This window comes from Variovorax sp. 05N34 (genome assembly GCF_056397405.1).
In genome coordinates, this window is sequence record NZ_JBFTNI010000002.1 from 493,326 (window position 1) to 511,891 (window position 18,566).

General features: G+C 65.0%; 18 protein-coding genes and 1 pseudogene. 11 read left to right on the forward strand and 8 right to left on the reverse strand.

The window, feature by feature from the left end:
• Nucleotides 1–8: 8 nt before the first annotated feature.
• From AC1DMA_RS06670 to AC1DMA_RS06680, 3 genes are read right to left on the reverse strand one after another with little or no spacing between them, the layout of a single operon-like run.
• Entirely contained in the window at nucleotides 9–839 is an 831-nt protein-coding gene (locus tag AC1DMA_RS06670) for a Pvc16 family protein (protein WP_478143668.1), read from the reverse strand.
• Nucleotides 829–2,991, reverse strand: coding sequence for an ATP-binding protein (locus AC1DMA_RS06675; RefSeq protein WP_478143669.1), 2,163 nt, complete (start codon nucleotides 2,989–2,991; stop codon nucleotides 829–831). Before AC1DMA_RS06675 ends, AC1DMA_RS06670 begins: the two co-directional genes overlap by 11 nt.
• A complete protein-coding gene (locus AC1DMA_RS06680; protein WP_478124334.1) occupies nucleotides 2,988–3,227 on the reverse strand; it encodes a hypothetical protein in 240 nt (79 codons plus the stop codon). The genes AC1DMA_RS06675 and AC1DMA_RS06680 overlap by 4 nt, the downstream gene beginning before the upstream one ends.
• A gap of 322 nt (nucleotides 3,228–3,549) precedes the next feature.
• On the opposite strand from AC1DMA_RS06680, the gene AC1DMA_RS06685 reads away from it, so the two are divergent.
• A complete protein-coding gene (locus tag AC1DMA_RS06685; protein WP_478143670.1) occupies nucleotides 3,550–4,581 on the forward strand; it encodes a sigma 54-interacting transcriptional regulator in 1,032 nt (343 codons plus the stop codon).
• Nucleotides 4,582–4,691: 110 nt separating this feature from the next.
• On the opposite strand, the gene gcvA is transcribed toward AC1DMA_RS06685, so the two are convergent.
• Nucleotides 4,692–5,597 carry a transcriptional regulator GcvA gene (gene gcvA, locus AC1DMA_RS06690; protein WP_478124336.1) on the reverse strand — a complete coding sequence of 302 codons (906 nt, stop codon included), beginning with the start codon at nucleotides 5,595–5,597 and terminating at the stop codon, nucleotides 4,692–4,694.
• Between the two features lie 93 nt (nucleotides 5,598–5,690).
• Here gcvA and AC1DMA_RS06695 point away from each other — a divergent pair, with 93 nt between their 5' ends.
• The 9 genes from AC1DMA_RS06695 to AC1DMA_RS06735 all read left to right on the forward strand — a co-directional run bounded on the left by AC1DMA_RS06695 (nucleotide 5,691) and on the right by AC1DMA_RS06735 (nucleotide 14,282).
• Nucleotides 5,691–6,695 carry a Bug family tripartite tricarboxylate transporter substrate binding protein gene (locus AC1DMA_RS06695; protein ID WP_478143671.1) on the forward strand — a complete coding sequence of 335 codons (1,005 nt, stop codon included), beginning with the start codon at nucleotides 5,691–5,693 and terminating at the stop codon, nucleotides 6,693–6,695.
• Between the two features lie 40 nt (nucleotides 6,696–6,735).
• On the forward strand, nucleotides 6,736–8,157 hold the full coding sequence (gene leuC, locus AC1DMA_RS06700; RefSeq protein WP_478124338.1) for a 3-isopropylmalate dehydratase large subunit: 1,422 nt from the start codon (nucleotides 6,736–6,738) through the stop codon (nucleotides 8,155–8,157).
• A 21-nt stretch (nucleotides 8,158–8,178) separates the two neighbouring features.
• A complete protein-coding gene (gene leuD / locus AC1DMA_RS06705; protein ID WP_478143672.1) occupies nucleotides 8,179–8,784 on the forward strand; it encodes a 3-isopropylmalate dehydratase small subunit in 606 nt (201 codons plus the stop codon).
• Between the two features lie 28 nt (nucleotides 8,785–8,812).
• Nucleotides 8,813–9,877: a 3-isopropylmalate dehydrogenase gene (gene leuB, locus AC1DMA_RS06710; RefSeq protein WP_478143673.1), complete on the forward strand. Its 1,065-nt coding sequence runs from the start codon at nucleotides 8,813–8,815 to the stop codon at nucleotides 9,875–9,877.
• Between the two features lie 38 nt (nucleotides 9,878–9,915).
• Nucleotides 9,916–10,821, forward strand: coding sequence for an SMP-30/gluconolactonase/LRE family protein (locus AC1DMA_RS06715; protein WP_478143674.1), 906 nt, complete (start codon nucleotides 9,916–9,918; stop codon nucleotides 10,819–10,821).
• Nucleotides 10,822–10,839: 18 nt separating this feature from the next.
• A complete protein-coding gene (locus AC1DMA_RS06720) occupies nucleotides 10,840–11,805 on the forward strand; it encodes a Bug family tripartite tricarboxylate transporter substrate binding protein (RefSeq protein ID WP_478143675.1) in 966 nt (321 codons plus the stop codon).
• Between the two features lie 19 nt (nucleotides 11,806–11,824).
• On the forward strand, nucleotides 11,825–12,118 hold the full coding sequence (locus AC1DMA_RS06725) for a YciI family protein (protein ID WP_478124343.1): 294 nt from the start codon (nucleotides 11,825–11,827) through the stop codon (nucleotides 12,116–12,118).
• A gap of 173 nt (nucleotides 12,119–12,291) precedes the next feature.
• Entirely contained in the window at nucleotides 12,292–13,293 is a 1,002-nt protein-coding gene (locus AC1DMA_RS06730; protein ID WP_478124344.1) for a Bug family tripartite tricarboxylate transporter substrate binding protein, read from the forward strand.
• 11 nt (nucleotides 13,294–13,304) lie between these two features.
• A complete protein-coding gene (locus AC1DMA_RS06735; protein ID WP_478143676.1) occupies nucleotides 13,305–14,282 on the forward strand; it encodes a D-2-hydroxyacid dehydrogenase family protein in 978 nt (325 codons plus the stop codon).
• A 32-nt stretch (nucleotides 14,283–14,314) separates the two neighbouring features.
• Here the strand turns inward: AC1DMA_RS06735 and AC1DMA_RS06740 are convergent.
• Nucleotides 14,315–14,666, reverse strand: a pseudogene (locus AC1DMA_RS06740) (IS30 family transposase); the annotation flags it as partial.
• Nucleotides 14,667–14,916: 250 nt separating this feature from the next.
• On the opposite strand from AC1DMA_RS06740, the gene AC1DMA_RS06745 reads away from it, so the two are divergent.
• Complete coding sequence (locus AC1DMA_RS06745; protein ID WP_478124346.1) at nucleotides 14,917–15,105, forward strand: hypothetical protein; 189 nt, start codon at nucleotides 14,917–14,919, stop codon at nucleotides 15,103–15,105.
• Here the strand turns inward: AC1DMA_RS06745 and AC1DMA_RS06750 are convergent.
• The 3 genes from AC1DMA_RS06750 to AC1DMA_RS06760 all read right to left on the reverse strand — a co-directional run bounded on the left by AC1DMA_RS06750 (nucleotide 15,102) and on the right by AC1DMA_RS06760 (nucleotide 18,503).
• Nucleotides 15,102–17,060: a hybrid sensor histidine kinase/response regulator gene (locus tag AC1DMA_RS06750; RefSeq protein WP_478124347.1), complete on the reverse strand. Its 1,959-nt coding sequence runs from the start codon at nucleotides 17,058–17,060 to the stop codon at nucleotides 15,102–15,104. The genes AC1DMA_RS06745 and AC1DMA_RS06750 overlap by 4 nt on opposite strands.
• A 529-nt stretch (nucleotides 17,061–17,589) precedes the next feature.
• On the reverse strand, nucleotides 17,590–18,051 hold the full coding sequence (locus AC1DMA_RS06755; RefSeq protein ID WP_478124348.1) for an AAC(3)-I family aminoglycoside N-acetyltransferase: 462 nt from the start codon (nucleotides 18,049–18,051) through the stop codon (nucleotides 17,590–17,592).
• 128 nt (nucleotides 18,052–18,179) lie between these two features.
• A complete protein-coding gene (locus tag AC1DMA_RS06760) occupies nucleotides 18,180–18,503 on the reverse strand; it encodes a winged helix-turn-helix transcriptional regulator (RefSeq protein ID WP_478124349.1) in 324 nt (107 codons plus the stop codon).
• Between the last annotated feature and the right edge of the window lie 63 nt (nucleotides 18,504–18,566).

The following is an 18,566-nucleotide window of genomic DNA, read 5'->3' on the forward strand; positions in this document are numbered from 1 at the left end:
GAAACCGTTCAGGTCAACTGCACGTCGTAGCCCGCGAGCGCAGGTGCCGGGACGACGACGGCCCGGTCTTGCGTCACGGCGCCCGCCGTCACGCGCAAGGTGAAATTGCCGGCCGGAATGGCCGACAGCGAAAACTTTCCTTCGGCATCGGTGAGCGTGCTGCGCCCGCGCTCGACGATGCGCACGCCCGCATTCGCGACCGGCGCGGAGGCCGCGTCCACCACGACCCCACCGATCTGGAAGAAGGGCGCATCCAGCGCCGCGCCGCCGGGCTGTGTCTCCAGGCGGATTTCGCTGGTGATCACGGTCGGATAGGTCGCGGTATCAAAGGCCTTGAGCGACACAGTCACCGACAGCAGAACCGAGGCCTTGATGCGATTGCCGATCGCCGCCCAGAACTCCGCCGGGTTGCGCACGCCGTCCGGCTGCAGCATCAACATTGGCAGCGGCGGTTCCTGCAATTGCAGGTTCGGCGTCAGGAAGGCGTGCGGCAGCAGCGGCGATCCGGCGATCAACTGGAGCACCTGGCCCAGCAACTGGTGCTCCTGCTTGGGCAGGTCGGTGCCGCCCACCGGCCACGCGGTGACGAGGTACAGGCAGGTCGCGCGAAAGGCAGGCGGCTCGACGAGCGACTGGCCACCCACGCGACGCGTGACGCTCTCGTTGTTTCGTAGCTCCAGGTTCTCGTGCACCTCGAAGAGGAACAGATTGACCGTGGTCTGGTCGAGCGCGTAGGGGTCGGTCGGCCGATCGAACCGGATCGCCGCATCGCGCAGCGGCGGCGCGAGACCGGGCTGCTTGAAGAAGGCCTCCAGGCTTTCGGTCACTTCATTGAGCATGAAGGCCTCCGTTGCCCATGGCCTCGACGCGCGGCGCGTAGGCGCCGAATTCCGAGCCTGCGACACGACGCCCGGATTTCTCGATCTCACGCCGCGCCGCCCACAGCAAGTGCTCTGTCTTCACGTCGCCGCCTTGCTCGGCCGCGAGGAAGGCCGCGGCCACGGCGATGTTCTTGACCGCGCCGCCGGGCAGCTTGAATTGCGTCGCCATGAATTCGAGATCCAGGTCCTTGCTGCGCGGCAGCTTCGCCGGCCAGATCGACTGCCACAGCCGCCGCCGGCTCTCTTCGTCGGGAAAGGGGAAGTCCACGATGAATCCCAGGCGGCGCGTGAAGGCCACATCGAGGTTCTGTCGCAGATTGGTCGCGAGGATGCACACGCCGTCGTGCTCGTCGAGCTTTTGCAGCAGGTAGGCCACTTCGATGTTGGCGTAGCGGTCGTGCGCGTCCTGCACGGTGGTCCGCTTGCCGAAGAGCGCATCGCATTCGTCGAAGAACAGGATCGCGTTGCCGGCGCGGGCTTCCGCGAACAGGCGATCGATGCTCTTCTCGGTTTCGCCGATGTACTTGCTGACCACTTGCGAGAGGTCGATCTTGTAGAGCTCCAGCCCGAGATCGTTGGCGATGACTTCGACCGCCATCGTCTTGCCGGTGCCGGGCGGTCCGCTGAAGAGTGCGCTCAGTCCCTTGCCGAGCGAGAGCTTCCGGCCGAAGCCCCAGTCGTCGTAGACCACATGCTGATGGCGGGCCTGCCGGCAGATTTCCTTCAGTTGAGAAATCGAGTCCGCCGGCAGCACGAGATCGCTCCACACGTACAAGGGCGAGAGCTTGCGCGCAAGGGCGCCAGGATCGCGCGCGACTTGCAGGCGAGCGGCGCTGGCCAATTCGGCACCGTCGGGCTTGCCCTGCTCGAGCGCGGCCTGCCGCTCGGCATGCACGACCGCGCCGGCGATCTGGGTGTCATTGAGCCGGTAGCGCGCCGCGAGTTCGTCGATGCTGCGTGCGTCGATGTCGAGCCGGCGATCGCGGAGCTCGGATGCCCAGAGCGCGCGGCGTTCGACAAAGCTTGGCGGCGCGACCTCGAGCGTCGCCATGCCGCAAAGGGCGGGGCCGCAAGGCCGCGTTCCGGAGAGCACCACGACATTGCCGAAGGCTTGCGTCGATTGACGCGGCTGCAGCGCATCCGCGAGCGCTGCGCGGTCCTGTGGCGACAGCGCATCGAAGCCCTCCAAGTGCAGAACTGCGGACAGCAACTGGGCCTCGCGCAACAACAGCGCGACCGTATCCCCGAAATCGCCGACAGGCTCGGCCGCCTTTCCGAGATCCGCGGTGATGAGGGGTTGACGCAGCTTCGCAGCCAGGCTTGCCACGGCGGCTTCTTTCTCGCCACCGTCCGCACCTTGCAGATACACGTGCGATCCTTCGCCGGCGGCCAGCGCCTTGGCGATGGTCTTGCCCAGCGCCTCGGCGCGCGTACCCACGCCTGCCGCGGGTTGCATGTCGAATCGGGCGGCTGCAAGCAGGCGAGCATCGAGCGACGTCTGTCCGAGCAGGAAGCGCACGACCGGCTCCTCCAGCTGCAGCGTTTGCGCCAGCAGCGGCGGAGGAAGTCCGACGTTGTCCGCCGCAAGGTGCAATAGCCGATGCCGCAACAGAGGCGCATCGGGCGCGAAACGGGCTCGCGCAGCGATCTTCGCGTCACGGGACGCGCACAGCAGGTTGAGCACCAGATCCACCGTGGGCCGCCGGCGCGTCACGTCATCCTGCAGATAGGCAAAGAGCCTCTCGTAGCGCAGGTCGACCTCGGGTGCTAGCGCGATCAGCACGATGTCGAGATCGATCGTGTCAAGACCGAAGGCCTGCTGGAGCCATGGAAAGCGCGATCCGTCAGGCATCGGCGTGCCGCCTGCGGCATCCACGCCTGCGAGGAAGGGCTCGCCCGCGCCGCGCCGCACGAGCCGCTGCACGTCCTGCGATGTCACATAGAGCCCCCTATAGGGCTCGGTCTGAACGCTCGCGCCGGTTCCGCTGGCCGCGGCATCGGCGGCCGTCGTGGCGCGCTCCAGCATCCGATCAAGGCGGCCAAGGGCGTTCCACAAACCCTCCATCTGGAAGGCGGGAGCCTGGGACTGCGAAGCAATGGCGTTGATCATCGTTGCACTGATCGATAGACAGTGAGGCCGTCGGCACCGGTCGACGCTTCCATCCGGCCTGCGGCCACGAGGCCCTGCAGCGCTGCAGCAACCGCCTTGCGCGTGTCATCGCGTCGCTGGCGCACGAGCCACCAGTCGCAAATGCCCTCGATGGAATCGCAGGCATCCGGATGCGCAGTGACGTAGCGCAGGATCGTTTCCGCGACGTCGTGGGTCAGGAGCGAATCGGTTGTCACACTTCACTCATCGCTTGAATCGTGCCAACGCGGCGGCGCGTCTAAGTCGTTGATTCCATTGACCTTGTCCGCAAGCGCTTCGCGGGGGCCGAGTCGATGCCGACACGGGCGCCCCGGGCAAGCCGCACTGCCGCGCCCTCTTGATCACGCTCGATTTGCGCTGGTGTGTCGCCACCGACACGGCCCGTGCGCAAACAACACAGCCGCGAACCACGAGAGAGGCTTGCTTAGTCGGTACGTCGTTTGGTGGATGTGCGCACGCGCTTCGCTTCCTAGAATGCGCCCCGAGACGAACGATCCCTGGACGGGAAGGAGGTCCTTGATGCACGGAATCACGGAAAGCCGTGACGCACCGCTCGATTCGAGAATCGTCGGCACGTCCCCGATATTCATCGCCGCCATCGAGCTGATGGCCCGCTATGCCGCGTGCACTGCGCCGGTCCTGATCGTCGGAGAGAGCGGGACTGGAAAGGAACTGGTGGCGCGCGCCACGCACTACATCGGGCCTCGCCGAGACGGCGCCTTCATTCCGGTGAACTGCGGCGCCCTGCCCGAGTCGCTCGTGGAGAGCGAATTGTTCGGCCACGCCCGCGGTGCATTCACGGACGCAGGCCGCGCTCGGCTCGGTCTTGTGCGCAAGGCCGAGGGTGGCACCTTGTTCCTTGACGAGATCGAAGCGCTGTCCCCGCGCGGACAGGTCGCGCTGCTTCGTTTCCTGCAGGATGCGTCGTTCCGCTCGGTGGGCGATGACCACGTGCAGCATGCCGACGTGCGCATCGTCGCTGCATGCAACGTCGACCTGCGAGAGTTGTCACAACGCGGCGAGTTCAGGGCCGACCTCTTCTTCCGACTGGACGTGCTCCGCGTTCGGTTACCGCCCCTTCGCGATCGTCCGGAAGACCTGGACCTGCTGGTGCCGCACCTGCTGCGCAGTGCCGCACGCGCCACGACCGGAGAGCCCAAGGAGATCAGCGACGACGCGCTCGCACTGCTGCGATCCTTCGACTGGCCGGGCAATGTGCGCGAGCTCGAACACACGCTGCTGCGCGCCCATCTCATCTCGACCGACAACTGCATCAATGTTGATGCGCTGCTTGCGAGTGCCCCTGCCCTCGCGAAATCGTCCGCGCAAGTGCACCCCGCGCGAGACCTTGCCTCGCTGCGCGAAGCCAAGCGCTCGGCTGTCTGCAACGTCGAGCGCCAGTTCGTCGAAGACGCTCTGGCCATGACCAACGGCAACATCAGCGAAGCCGCACGCTTGTGCGACATGCAGCGCGCGTCGCTGAGCAAGCTGGCAAAGAAGCACGCGATCCTCGCTGAGAGCGTTCGATTCGGAGGGGTGAGCGGCCGCTGATATTGCGGCACATCGTGTCGCCCCCTGCTGCGGCAGAGAATGTTGCCTTCCCTGTTCGCTCGGAGTGAGCCATGCAGAGTGGCACATACGGCCGCGTCTGGACGTGGCCATCAGGCCTCCGCCAATGCCGCCTCCCTTGCCAGCCAGTCCTCGAAGTCCCGCACCCTCTGTGGCACAGCCCGGTCGGTGCGCCAAGCCATGAAGTACCCGCCATCGGTTGGCACCCGCAGATCGAAGGGCGCAACCAACCGCCCCGCCGCAAGGTCATCGCGCACGAAGGCGAGCAATCCAACCATGACTCCGAGCCCTTCGGCCGCCGCTTGATAGGCCATGGCAGCGTTCTCGAACTTGAGCCCGCGCCGCGTGTCGGTGTCCGGTACGCCTGCGGCGGTGAGCCATGCACGCCAGTCGTGTGGCCGGTTCAGTGAACTCAGCAAAGCTTGTTGAGCCAGGTCGGCGGGCTCTTTGAGCGGCGGGCCGGCGCCCAGCAGCGAAGGCGCGCAGACAGGGAGCAGCGTTTCGCGAAACAGGAGGCGGTAGCCAGGACCTTCAGGCGGGCTCGGCTGGGAATGAATGCTCACGTCGATCTCGTCGCGCTCGAAATCTGCCGGCCTGTGAGACGTGGTGATTTGCACATCGATGCGTGGATGCAGCGCATGAAAGCGAGCCAGCCGCGGAATAAGCCAGCGAATGGCGAAGGTCGGTGGCAGCTTGACGCGCAGCAGCCATTCGTCGGGGCTTTGATGCTGCAACTGCCGCGTGCCAAGCTCGATCTGGTCGAACGCCACGCTCATGCTGGCGAAGTAGCGCTGTCCCGCCGGTGTGAGACTGATACCGTGCCGTCCGCGCTCGAACAGTTGAACGCCAAGCCAGCCCTCGAGCGTCGCGATGTGCCGGCTGACGGCCCCCTGCGTGACGAAGAGTTCCTGCGCCGCTCGCGTGAAGTTGCCGCAGCGCGCGGCGGCGTCGAAGGCCCGCAAGGCGTTGAGGGGGGGAAGGCGGCGTGTCATAGGCATGAAGTTTACTCATGCATGCATGTTTTTATTGTGATTGCGATACGCCATTCCTTCGGCATAGCATGGCCCCACTAAAAGATAAGGAGACAAGCTATGACGATGAAGAAATTGCATGCCCGAGTGAGTGCGGCACTGATGGCTCTCACGGCCGCGGCGATCTTGGGCTCGCCCCTTGCTGCGCGCGCCGAAGACGCGGCCAAGAACTACCCCTCCCAGCCGATCAAGCTCATGGTCCCGTGGCCTCCGGGGGGCGGCGTAGACACCACTGCGCGCATCCTTGCCGAGCTGCTGGGCCAGCGCATGGGTCAGCCCATCATCGTCGACAACCGCTCGGGCGCGGGCGGCAACATCGGTACCGAGTTGCTCGCTCGCCAGCGGCCCGATGGCTACAACCTCCTGATGTCTTCGATCAGCCCGAACGCGGTGAACATCAGCCTCTACAACAAGCTGGGCTTTGATCCGGTGAAGGATTTCGAGCCGATCATCTACGTCTCGGCCGTGCCCAACATCCTCGTGGTGCCGGCCGACTCGCCCTTCAAGACGGTGAAGGACGTGATCGAGGCGGCGCGTGCCAAGCCCGGTTCGCTGAACTACGGCTCCGCCGGGATTGGCTCGTCGCAGCACTTGGCGGCGATCCAGTTTGCGACCGCGGCCAAGATCGACATCGTGCACGTGCCGTACAAGGGCACGGCCCCGGCCGAGGCCGACCTGGCCGCCGGCCATGTGTCGCTGATGCTCGATACGACCACGTGCCTTCCCTTCATCTCAGGCGGCCGCATGCGCGCATTGGCGGTGGCCTCCAAGCAACGCAATCCTGCCTTGCCCGACGTGCCCACCTTCGACGAAGTGGGCCTGAAGGGCATCTATGCCTCCTCGTGGTACGGGCTCTCGGCGCCGGCGGGCACGCCGCGCGCCATCATCGCCAAGCTCAATGTCGAGGCCAACGCGGTGCTCAAGTCGCCCGAGTTCCACAAGCGCATGGCTGCGTTCGGCGCCGAGATCGGCGGCGGTTCGCCCGAAGACTTCGGCCGCTTCATGGCCAGCGAGACCCAGCGCTACGCCGAGATCGTGCGCATCTCGGGCGTCAAGCTCGACTGAGCCTTTCCTCTTTTTCTTCGTTCTCCACAGCGGTTCCTCAATGCCCCCCCAAACGCCCCACACGCTGTTCGACAAGATCTGGCAGTCCCACGTCGTCACGCAGCGCGAAGACGGTCAGAGCCTGCTGTACGTCGATCGCCACCTGGTGCAGGACGGCTCGGCGCCGGCCTTCGAGATGCTGCGCCAGCGGGGCCTCCCCGTGCGTCGGCCCGAACGCGCCTTCGCCACGCCCGACCACTACGTGCCGACCAGTTCGCGCTCTTTTGCCGATATCGCCGACCCCGAGAAGCGCGCGATGGCGCAGGCGCTGAAGGACGACAGCGCCTCCGCGGGCATCCGCTTCTTCGGACTGGACGACCTGCGCCAGGGCATCGTGCATGTGGTCGGCCCCGAGCAGGGTCTGAGCCTGCCGGGCCAGGTGATCGTTTGCGGCGACAGCCACACGGCCACGCACGGGGCGCTCGGCGCACTGGCCTTCGGCATCGGCGCGTCCGAAGTGGCGCACGTGCTGGCCACGCAGACGCTTTGGCAGCGCAAGCCGCGCACTCTGCGCGTGAACATCGACGGACGGCTGGGCGAAGGGGTGTCGGCCAAAGACATCATCCTGGCCGTGATTGCGCGCATCGGCGCGGGCGGCGGCACCGGGCACGTCATCGAATACGCGGGCGAGGCGATCCGCGCGCTGTCGATGGCGGGGCGCATGACCGTGTGCAACATGTCGATCGAGGCCGGCGCACGCGCAGGCATGGTCGCGCCCGACGACACCACTTTCGAATGGCTGGCCGGCCGGCCCGAGGCGCCCAGCGGCGCCGCATGGGATGAGGCGCTGGCGCTATGGCGCACGCTGCCCGGCGACGAAGGGGCGGTGTTCGATCGCGAAGTGCAACTGCACGCCGGCGACATAGCACCCATGGTGACCTGGGGCAACAGCCCCGAAGACGCGCTGCCCATCACTGGCCGCGTGCCAGACCCCGCACAGGCCGCGAGTGCCGAGCGCCGCGAAACCCTGCAGCGCACGCTGGCCTACATGGGCCTGCAGCCGGGCCAGGCGCTGACCGACGTGAGCGTCGACCGCGTCTTCATCGGCTCTTGCACCAACGGCCGCATCGAGGACATGCGCAGCGCCGCCGACGTGGTACGCGGGCGCCGCGTGGCGGCGGGTGTCGAGGCCTGGGTCGTGCCCGGCTCCGGGCTGGTGAAACAGCAAGCTGAAGCCGAAGGGCTCGACGCCGTCTTCCTGGCGGCGGGCCTGCAATGGCGCCATGCGGGCTGCTCGATGTGCCTGGGCACCAACGGCGACCAGGTGGCCGCCGGACAGCGCTGCGCCTCCACGTCGAATCGCAATTTCGTCGGCCGTCAGGGACCCGGATCACGCACTCATCTCATGAGCCCGGCCATGGCCGCCGCCGCGGCCATCACCGGCCGCCTGACCGATGTGCGCCGCTTGCTGGCCGCGCACTGAAAAAGAGGAAAAGCCAACACCATGGAAGCCTTCACGCGACTCGACGCCGTGGCCGCGCCGCTGGACCGCGCCAACGTCGACACCGATCAGATCGTGCCGGCGCTATACCTGCAGAAGCCGCGCTCCGACAATTTCGGTGACTATCTTTTTCGCGACGTGCGCCACGATGCGAACGGCGTGCGGCGGCCCGGCTTCGTTCTCAACGACCCGGCCTATGTGCATGCGCGCATCCTCGTCGCGGGTGCCAACTTCGGCTGCGGCTCGTCGCGCGAACACGCGGTGTGGGCGTTGCATGACGGCGGCTTTCGCGCGGTGATCGCGCCGAGCTTCGGTGACATCTTCCATAGCAATGCGCTGAAGAACGGCCTGCTGCCCGTGCGCCTGCCCGCGCCCGTCGTGCAGCGCCTGCTGGGCGAACTGCAGGCCGCCCCCGGGGCGCACATGCAGGTCGACCTGCTGGCGCAGACCGTCACCGGCCCTTCGGGCGATGCAGAGCCTTTCGCCATCGACCCGTTCCCGCGCCGCTGCCTGCTCGAAGGCCTCGACGAAATCGACTACACGCTGACCCAGCGCGGCGCCATAGACGCCTTCGAGCAAGCCCGCGCACGCGAAGCTGCTCATGCCTGATTGAACTCAACACCAGAGGTTTGTGAATATGAAGATTGCAGTGATGCCCGGAGACGGCATTGGCCATGAAGTGACGGCGCAGGCCGTGAAAGTGCTGAAGGCCGTCGTGGGCCCGACCCAATCGCTGGAACTGGTCGAGGCCGCCATCGGCCAAGCCGGCATCGAAGCCGCGGGCGACCCCTTGCCGGCGGCCACCAGCGAGATCGCGCGCAAGGCCGACGCCATCCTGTTCGGTTCGGCCGGCATGCCGGGCGACGAAGCCATCCCCTTCATGATGCGCCCGGGCGCCAGCCTGCTGCGCCTGCGCAAGGAACTGGGCTTGTTTGCGAACTTCCGCCCCGCCTTCTTGTTCCCCGAACTCATCGGCGCATCGACGCTGCGCCCCGAAGTCGTCGAAGGCCTGGACATCCTCATCCTGCGAGAACTCACGGGTGATGTGTATTTCGGCGAGCCACGGGGCACGGGCATCAATGCGGCCGGCGAACGCGAGGCCTTCAACACGATGCGTTACTCGGAGCCTGAAATCGAGCGCATCGCGCACGTCGCTTTTCGCACCGCGCGTGCGCGTGGCCACCGGCTGTGCTCCGTGGACAAGGCCAACGTGCTGGAGGTGATGCAGCTGTGGCGCGAAGTGGTCACGCGTGTGGGCAAGGAGTATCCCGACGTCGAACTCACGCACCTGTTCGTCGACGCGGCCGCCATGCAGCTGATGCGCGCGCCCAAGCAGTTCGACGTGATCGTCACCGGCAACATCTTCGGCGACATCCTGTCCGACGCCGCGGCCATGCTCACGGGCTCGATCGGCATGCTGCCCTCGGCCTCGATGGCCGCAGGCACTTTCGGGCTGTACGAGCCGGTGCACGGCACCGCACCCGATATCGCGGGCAAGAACCTCGCGAACCCGCTGGCGTCGATCCTGTCGATGGCCATGATGCTGCGCTTCTCCTTCAAACAGACCGCCAATGCCGAGCGCGTGGAGCGCGCCGTGCGCCGCGTGCTGGCTGAAGGCTTGCGCACTGGAGACATCTTTCAGGAAGGCTGCACACGCGTCGGCACTGAAGAAATGGGCGCAGCGGTCGCGGCATCCCTTTGAGGCATCCCTTTGAATTTTTGCTAACACGACCTAGCGATATGAAGATCCTGGCTGAAGGTTTGCAATTTCCTGAAGGTCCGGTCGCCTTGAGCGACGGCTCAGTGGTGCTGGTGGAAATGCGGGCGGGCAGGATTGTGCGCGTGACGTCGGACGGCAAGGTGCACGTCATTTCGGACTGCGGCGGCGGACCCAACGGCGCCGCTATCGGTCCTGACGGCGCGCTCTACATCTGCGACAACGGCGGCAGCGCCTATGTGCCCGGCCAATTCACCTCGACCGGCCCGGCGCCCGACTATGCGGGCGGCAGCATCCGCCGCGTAACGCTCGAAGGGGGCGCATGCACCACGCTGTACACCCACTGCGATGGCCAGCGGCTCTCGTCGCCCAACGACATCGTGTTCGATGCGCAAGGCGGCTTCTATTTCACCGACTTCGGCAAGAAGCATCCCCGCTCGCGGGACATGGGCGGCATCTACTACGCGCTGCCCGATGGCTCCAGCATCAGGGAGGTCGCCTACGGTCTGCTGTCGCCCAATGGCATTGGCCTGTCCCCCGATGACAGCGTGCTCTACATCGCAGAGACCGAAACCGCGCGGCTGTGGGCCTTCGACATTGTCGAGCCTGGCATCGTGACGAAGCTGCCCTTTCCGTCGCCGCATGGCGGCCGGCTGGTGTGTGGGCTGCCGGGCTTTCAGCGCTTCGACAGTCTGGCCGTGCAGGCGCAAGGCGACATCTGCGTTGCCACGCTCGTCACCGGCGCCGTATCGGTCATCACGCCGCTGGGCGAACTGCGGCGCCAGTTGGTCTTGCCCGACATCTACGTCACCAACCTCTGCTTCGGCGGACCGGACCTCAAGACGGCCTGGCTCACGTTGTCGGCCACCGGACAGCTCGTGTCCATGCCGTGGCCCGAAGCGGGGCTGCGCCTTCATTTCAACGCCTGAGTGGCACCCGGAGACACCATGAATCGTCGAGAACTGATGAGCGCCCTGGCCGGAGGCTGCCTCTATGGCGCCCTGCCCGCACATGCCGCGAGCCCCTACCCGCAACACCAGGTGCGCGTGGTCGTGCCGTTCACGGCAGGTGGCGGCACCGATGTGGTGGCGCGCGCCATCACCACCAGCATGTCCGGCTCCATGGGCCAGACCTTCTATGTCGAGAACAAGCCGGGCGCCAGCACACTGATCGGCTCGGAGTACGTAGCCAAGTCGGCGCCCGATGGCTACACGCTGCTGGTGGCCAGCGTCCCGCACGCCACCAATCCGTCGATGATGAAAAGCCTGCCTTTCGACACGGTCAAGGCGTTCGCGCCCGTCAGCCTTGCCACGCAGTCACCCTTCATCATGGTGGCCGCGGCAAGTTCGTCGGTGCAATCGATGAGCGACGCGCTCGCCCTGGCCAAGGCGCAGCCGCTGTCGTTCGCGTCCACGGGCAGTGGAACGGCCGACCATCTCTCGATGGAACTGCTGGCGCTGCAGTCGGGCGTCAAGATGACTCACGTGCCCTATAAGGGCACCGGGCCAGCCCTCGCCGATGTGATGGGCGGCCACGTCGACCTGATGTTCGCCAACGTCGTGGCGGCGGCGCCGCTGGTGAAATCAGGCAAGCTGCGCGCGCTGGCCGTGTCAACGGCGCGCCGCTCGACCTCGCTGCCAGACGTGCGTACTGTGGCCGAACTCAGCGGAAAGCCCTTCGACGTGAGCGCATGGACTGGCGTGCTTGCGCCCGGCGGCACTGACTCGGCCCTGGTCGAGCGGCTGAGTGCCGAGGTGCGCAAGGCACTTCAGACGCCGCTCACGCGCGAGGCGCTGGTGACCAATGGCGCGGAACCCGTGGGCAGCACACCTGCCGAGTTCCAGGCCTTCATCTCGCGTGAGATGCAGACCTGGAGCGGCATCATCGCCAAGGCGGGCATCACGCCGAGCTGAGCGGGGACGCGGCCAAGCCATGCCCTACGCAATCGTCTCGCACGACAAGCCCGGTGCGCATGCGCTGCGCGCGTCGCTCAAGCCGGCGCACCTCGACTACCTCGTCGCGCGGCAGCATCTACTGCTGGCCGGCGGCGCCATCCTTGACGACCAGGGCCGGGCTATCGGCGCGCTGGTGGTGGTCGACACGGATGACGCACGCGAAGCGAAGGCCTTCATCGCGGAAGACCCGTTCACCACGGGCGGGCTGTTCGAGTCGTCGCAGGTAATGCCTTGGCGACAGGCATTTTTTGATCGCCGGCGCACCCGTTGAAGGGGTTCGCGCGCGAACGCGGGCAAGCAGGGCGCCCTGCGATACGTTGCCATCCACCGGATTCGAGCACGGTCCTGTAATTCCAAGGAGTGGAATTGGAGGGCTGCGCCGCGGGAGTATGGGGGCTAAGCTTTGAACGCAGCTCCAACCCAAGTCAAGAGAAAGAGACATCCATGCGTGCATCCACTCGCCTTTCCATCGACCGACGCGGCTTCCATCAGCTCGCCGCGTCGGCCACCCTCATGGCGTTGGGCTTGGCAAGCCCCCTCGCACACGCAGCCTTCCCTGACAAGCCGCTGCGCATCGTCGTGCCCTTCGCCCCCGGCGGACCCACCGACCTGATGGCGCGCGCGATCGGCAAGAGCATGACGGCGAGCCTTGGCCAGCCGGTCATCGTGGACAACAAGCCCGGCGGTGGTGGCGTGATCGGCATGAGCGAGGTGGCGCGCGGTCCGGCCGACGGCTACACGATGGTGTTCCCCTCGATCCTTGCGGTTACCAATCCCGCGCTGATGGCCAACTACCCTTTCGACACGCTGCGCGATTTCGCGCCGCTCACCGTGGTGGGCTTTATCCCGCATGCAGTGGTGGTGCGGCCGGACTTTCCTGCGAAGACGCTGCAGGAGTTGGTGGCGATGGGCAAGGCCAAGCCCGAAAGCCTGTCCTATGGCTCCTCGGGCAACGGCACCTCGGCGCACCTGGGCGCCATGATGTTCGTGCAGCGCGCCGGCATTCAAGCCGTCCACGTCCCCTACCGCGGCGCCGGTCCGGCGGTGCAGGACCTGCTGGGCGGCCAGATCCAGTTCATGTTCCTCGACATGAGCTCGGCGCTGGGGCAGATCAAGGCCGGCAAGCTGCGCGCACTCGCCGTGGCACCGAAGACGCGCTTCGCGGGCCTTCCAGAGGTGCCGACCGTGGCCGAGCAGGGCTACCCGGGCTTCGATGTGCATGGCTGGTATGGCCTGCTGCTGCGCGCGGGCACGCCAGCGCCCGCGATGCAGCGGCTGTACGCGGAGGTGAAGCGCGCGCTCGAGACGCAGGAGGTGCGCGAGGTCTTCAGGGCGCAGGGCATCGAACCGGGCGGCATGCCGCCGGCCGAGTTCACGGCACTGGTGCGCGACGACCTGGCGCTCTGGAAGCGCACCGTCGAGCAATTGCACATCCCCATGCAGTGAGAAACCAGCCGATGCGCATCGCCATCCCCGACGACTACCAGGACTGCGTGCGAACGCTGGACTGCTTCGCCCGGCTCGCAGGTCACGAAGTCCGCATCTTCAACGACACGGTGAAAGGCACCGATGCGCTCGCCGCGCGCTTCGCCAATGCCGAGGCGATCGTGCTGACGCGCGAGCGCACGCGCATCGATGCGGCATTGCTCGATCGCCTGCCGAAGCTGCGCCTCATTAGCCAGACCGGCAAGCTCGCGGGGCACGTGGACCTGGAGGCCTGCACCGTGCGCGGCGTGGTGGTGGCCGAGGGCCGCGGCGCAGGCTCGTCGACCGCGGAACTCACCTGGGCACTGACGCTGGCAAGCCGCCGTCATCTTGTGCAGGAAGCCAACCGTCTGCAGCAAGGCAAGTGGCAAGGCCACCTGGGCCAACAGCTCGGCGGGCAGCGCTTGGGCGTGTGGAGCTACGGCCGCATCGGTCGCCAAGTGGCCGCCTACGGGCGCGTGTTCGGCATGCAAGTCTGGGTCTGGGGTCGAGAGGCCTCGACGCAGGCTGCGCGCGCCGATGGCTTCGAGGTCGCTCCCACGCGCGAAGCCTTCTTCGCCGATAGTGACGTGATCAGCCTGCACGTGCGGCTCAGCGAGCACACCACCGGCATCGTGCGCGGAACGGATCTCGATCGCATGAAGCCCACCGCCCTGCTGGTGAACACCAGCCGCGCCGAGCTGGTCGAGGCCGGTGCGCTCGAACGTGCGCTGCGACACGGCCGGCCGGGCTTCGCGGCCGTGGACGTGTTCGAGGAAGAGCCTCCGCAGGGCGCCGCGCATCCCCTGCTGGCCTTGCCCAATGCGCTGTGCACGCCCCATATCGGCTATGTCGAGCGCGACAACTACGAGCGCTACTTCGGCATTGCGTTCGACAACATCAACCGCTTTGCGGAAGGCACGCTGACCGACGCCGTCAACCCACAGGCCCTGGCAACCATCACCCGCTGAAATTGCTCCAGTTCTGCGGGCGCCGCGCAATCCGCGATCTGGCTGTTGGAACTTCCGAACAGCAAGTCACCTTCCCAATGGCCAGGCACTGCTCGATCTTCTGCCGTGGCCGGGCGCTCGCTGATCGAGACCGCGTCAACGATTCTTCCGTGGGTGTCGGTCTTCTGCGGTGTGGTGGCGCGAGCGACGCATGCCTCGCGTGCGCCTGAGATGCTGCAGCAGTTCCTTCTTCAAGGCCCCGCGGGCTTGAATGAACAGGCTGCGGTAGATGGTCTCGTGTGACACGTGGCAGTTCTCGTCGCAAGGGTAAGTGCGTTTGAGCCACCCCGCAATCTGCTCCGGAGACCATTGCAGGCGAAGTTTGTCCGTGACGATGCCCGCCAAGCCGGGTTCGACCACATCTGGGACTACTTGGCCATTCAGTGCCAGAGTGATCTGGTCAATAGGGCAAGGTCAATGATGCCAGCGAAGCCATGAACACCTTTTCTCGCCCGTGGACACTGGGCCTCTCAGCCGCGAGTCACTACAGCGGCAGCACCGATGCGAATGACCAATCCGGCACACGGATGCGCGCGAGGCGGTCACGCTGGACGGTGCGTGTGCGTGCCGTCTCTCGCGCTCATTCCGGTTTGACATGACCTCGTTCGGGAATGTCGCTGGTCTTCGTCGGTCGACCGCCTTGTCGGCGGCATCGGACCACACTGAAAACAACGGCGGCACGGCGGTGATCGGGAAGAAGCCGACGAAACTGCCGATGATGCCGCCACCGACCTGCGTCACCTCGGTGCGCGTCGGCGACGACGTCCAAACCGCCGCCGACTAAGCCCTCTGACCTAGCGTGAAGCGAATCCTCCGCGCCAGATCCTCGCGGGAGTACGGCTTGCTCAACAACTCCACCCCGGCATCGAGGCGACCACCATGGACGATCGCATTTTGTGTGTAGCCCGACGTGAATAGCACCGCGATGTTCGGCAGGTAGCCGCGAGCCATTCGGGCCAAGTCCAGGCTGCGCAAGGGGCCGGGCATGACGACATCAGTAAACAGCAGGTCGATCTTGATGCCGCTCCTGATGATGGCCAGCGCGCTCTCGGCATCACTCGCTGCAAGCACCTGGTAGCCAAGCTCTTGGAGCGTGTCCATAACCGTTCCACGCACTTGATCATCGTCCTCCGCAACGAGGATGGTCTCGGTCCCACCTACGGCTGGGGTTGATCCTGTCGGCGTGATCGACTGTTCCAAGTCCTTGGATCGTGGCAGGTACAGCTTGACCGTGGTTCCATGACCGAGCTCGCTGTAGATTTTGACGTGCCCCCCGGACTGCTTGACGAATCCATAGACCATGGACAAGCCCAACCCCGTGCCTTTTCCCTCCGGTTTGGTCGTATAGAACGGCTCGAAAGCTTGTGCGATTACCTCTGGGGACATTCCGCTGCCGGTGTCAGAAACTGCGAGCATGACGTATTCGCCCGGATTCACCTCCGCATGGACGAGTGCGTAGGCCTCGTCCAGCAGAGCATTCCCAATTTCAATCGTCAGCTTGCCGACTCCCTCCATGGCATCGCGTGCGTTGATGGCCAGATTGAGCACGGCGTTCTCGACCTGGGCGAGATCAGCGCACGTGTTCCAGAGACCCTCGGCTACAAGCGTCTGCACCTCGACAGTTTCGCCCAAGGCCCGCTGGAGCATGTCGTCCAAAGTGAATAGGAATCTCCCAAGATTCACCACCTTAGGCTCAAGGGCCTGGCGCCTGCCATACGCGAGGAGGTGCCCGGCAAGTCGCGCTCCCCCACGAACAGCCTCGAGCGCGTTCTGGACCCGCCGCTCCGCGCGCTCGTTACCGACCACCTCTCGGGCAAGCAACTGCAAGTTGCCAGCGATGACCTGTAGCAGATTGTTGAAGTCATGCGCCACGCCGCCCGTGAGCTTGCCGATGGTCTCCATCTTTTGTGCTTGTAGCAGGGCTCGCTCCGTCCGTTTCAGCGTTTCCGCAGCGGCCTGACGCTCAGTGACGTCCCGCGTGATCTTGGCGTACCCGACGAAGTTGCCATGGGAGTCGTGGATCGGGTCGATGACCACATGCGCAAGGAAGCGGGACCCATCCTTTCGTACGCGCCATCCTCCTTCCTGTTCAAAACGGCCCTCAACCAGAGCCGTCGCAAGAGCTCGCTTGGGCAACTCAGACTCTTGATCTTCAGGCGTATAGAACTTGGAAAAATGAGTCCCGATGACTTCAGCTCGGGTGTACCCTTTGATTCTTTCCGCGCCTGCGTTCCAAGTGGTGATCAGCCCCGAGGGATCGAGCATGTAGATCGCATAGTCGGTGACGCCCTCGACCAATAGGCGGAACTCCTGCTCTCGCTTGCGAAGTGCCTCTTCGGCGGCCTTTCGCTCGCCGACGTCGCGGGTTATCTTGGCGAAACCGAGCAAGCGCCGGTCGGGCGTATAGATCGGATCGATGACCACGTTTGCCCAGAATCGGGAGCCATCCTTTCGAACCCTCCAACCCTCGGCCTGGAACGTACCTTCAGCTTCTGCGGTTTTCAGCGCGCGGTCTGGAACTCCGGCCTCTCGGTCCTCAGGCAAATAAAAGCGCGAAAAATGCTGACCTATGATTTCTTCAGCGGCGTATCCCTTGAATCGAGCCGCACCTGTATTCCAGCTGACGACATTTCCGTTCGCATCCAGCATGTAGATGGCGTAATCATGGATCGCAGAGACGAGCAGTTCGAACCTCTGTAGTTCCATCATCCTGCGATCATCTGGAAGCTGGTTGTTCATGTCGTTGCACTGATGTGAAAACCCCGCATTTTGCTGGTTCGTGACGCTCAGGGTGTCCCCAAACGGCCCAACAAACGAAAACGATTTTGGCCCAAGCAGCGCTCGAATTCGACACCTCTCTAGCGTCGCTGGAGCGGCGTCTGCCTTTCGACATCGTCGACGCATGGTGCACTGCACAAAGGACAATATCCAGAACTCCTGGTCGGGACTAGGTTCGAGCCTTTGGGACGCCAGAGCAAGTGCGCGGCAACACGCTCGCCTACTTTGCTGGGGATCAGGCTGGACCTTGAGCGAACCCACTGTATTCATCGTCGACGACGCTTGTCGCGATTTGGTTCGCGAGTTGGTCGCGTCCGTTGGACTCGCGGCAGGGGCCTTCAGCTCTGCGGCTGCATTTCTGGTCGTCTTTGAACATGGGTGCTTGCTTGGTGCTCGACCTATTCATGCCGCGCTAAAGGGCTCGCACTCCAGGAGCGCCTTCGATAGCTGCGCGTCAACCTGCCCATAGTTTTTATCAAGGTCATTGCTTTCAGTGTGGAGGCCGTCGGACCGGGATGTCGAAGTGCAGCACCTCTTCTCGCACACCAAGCTTTTCGTAGAGGCGTATGGCCGGAGTGTCGGGCGGATCGGCCTGCACAAAGACCACCCAAGCACCGCGCTCAGCGCCGATCTCCTGGAGGCGGCGGATGAGCCCGGTTGCAACCCCCTGGCGACGATGCGCTGCCATGACGGCAAGGTCGTAGATGTAGATCTCCGCACGCTCCTGCTCGAACTTCTGCAGGACATAAGCGGCAAGTCCCCCGATGACCTGTTCGCCCGCGCGGGCGACAAGCCCAATAAAGCTATCGCCGCCTAGAAGTCGCTGAAGATAGGCGGCACTGGGACGACGAGCGGCGTAGATTTCAGGATCTTCAAAGGCCTCCGCGAATACGTCGAGCATGCCCGACATCCAGGCACCGTCGGCCGCGGTCAATTGATGGAACGTGTGCATTGTTCTTTCTGGCATCTGCGTCACAGAACGAAAGTGGATCTTGCCAATGACTACAGCGAGCCACGGAGGGCCTAGGCCCGCTTCTGGCCGAATTTTGCCCGGGATGCCGAGCATCGAAGGCGCGCGACTCAGCGGGCCGTGGGCTTCCACTGACGCGCCCAATCGCTCAGAGGCGTCAGCGCTGCACTCAACTTTCGCCCCTCTTCGGTGAGTCCGTAGCCGCCTTCGTCGTGCTCAACCAAACCAAGCGCTCGTAGCTCTGCGAGCCTCGTGTTCAACAGACTGGAGTTTGTGTCGCAGGCCTCCTGAAGCGCGCGAAACGTCAGCTGCTCCTTGCGGAGCTCCCAAAAAATCCGAAGCGTGGACCTTCGACCCAGTAGGTCCAGAGCCACCATGATGGGGCGGCCGGTCCGTGAACCGCGCACGGGGACGCCAACCTTTAGAACAGCCATGCTTTACTTTTCAAAGCAACGTGGATAGAGTTCAATGCTTTAGAAAATGTAGCAGATGCTTGA

Bases quoted from the DNA above. Each gene is read 5' to 3' on its own strand.
- AC1DMA_RS06670 (WP_478143668.1), bottom strand. From the start codon at position 839: ATGCTCAATGAAGTGACCGAAAGCCTGGAGGCCTTCTTCAAGCAGCCC.
- AC1DMA_RS06675 (WP_478143669.1), bottom strand. From the start codon at position 2,991: ATGATCAACGCCATTGCTTCGCAGTCCCAGGCTCCCGCCTTCCAGATG.
- AC1DMA_RS06685 (WP_478143670.1), top strand. From the start codon at position 3,550: ATGCACGGAATCACGGAAAGCCGTGACGCACCGCTCGATTCGAGAATC.
- gcvA (WP_478124336.1), bottom strand. From the start codon at position 5,597: ATGCCTATGACACGCCGCCTTCCCCCCCTCAACGCCTTGCGGGCCTTC.
- AC1DMA_RS06695 (WP_478143671.1), top strand. From the start codon at position 5,691: ATGACGATGAAGAAATTGCATGCCCGAGTGAGTGCGGCACTGATGGCT.
- leuC (WP_478124338.1), top strand. From the start codon at position 6,736: ATGCCCCCCCAAACGCCCCACACGCTGTTCGACAAGATCTGGCAGTCC.
- leuD (WP_478143672.1), top strand. From the start codon at position 8,179: ATGGAAGCCTTCACGCGACTCGACGCCGTGGCCGCGCCGCTGGACCGC.
- leuB (WP_478143673.1), top strand. From the start codon at position 8,813: ATGAAGATTGCAGTGATGCCCGGAGACGGCATTGGCCATGAAGTGACG.
- AC1DMA_RS06715 (WP_478143674.1), top strand. From the start codon at position 9,916: ATGAAGATCCTGGCTGAAGGTTTGCAATTTCCTGAAGGTCCGGTCGCC.
- AC1DMA_RS06720 (WP_478143675.1), top strand. From the start codon at position 10,840: ATGAATCGTCGAGAACTGATGAGCGCCCTGGCCGGAGGCTGCCTCTAT.
- AC1DMA_RS06725 (WP_478124343.1), top strand. From the start codon at position 11,825: ATGCCCTACGCAATCGTCTCGCACGACAAGCCCGGTGCGCATGCGCTG.
- AC1DMA_RS06730 (WP_478124344.1), top strand. From the start codon at position 12,292: ATGCGTGCATCCACTCGCCTTTCCATCGACCGACGCGGCTTCCATCAG.
- AC1DMA_RS06735 (WP_478143676.1), top strand. From the start codon at position 13,305: ATGCGCATCGCCATCCCCGACGACTACCAGGACTGCGTGCGAACGCTG.
- AC1DMA_RS06745 (WP_478124346.1), top strand. From the start codon at position 14,917: ATGACCTCGTTCGGGAATGTCGCTGGTCTTCGTCGGTCGACCGCCTTG.
- AC1DMA_RS06750 (WP_478124347.1), bottom strand. From the start codon at position 17,060: ATGAACAACCAGCTTCCAGATGATCGCAGGATGATGGAACTACAGAGG.
- AC1DMA_RS06755 (WP_478124348.1), bottom strand. From the start codon at position 18,051: ATGCACACGTTCCATCAATTGACCGCGGCCGACGGTGCCTGGATGTCG.
- AC1DMA_RS06760 (WP_478124349.1), bottom strand. From the start codon at position 18,503: ATGGCTGTTCTAAAGGTTGGCGTCCCCGTGCGCGGTTCACGGACCGGC.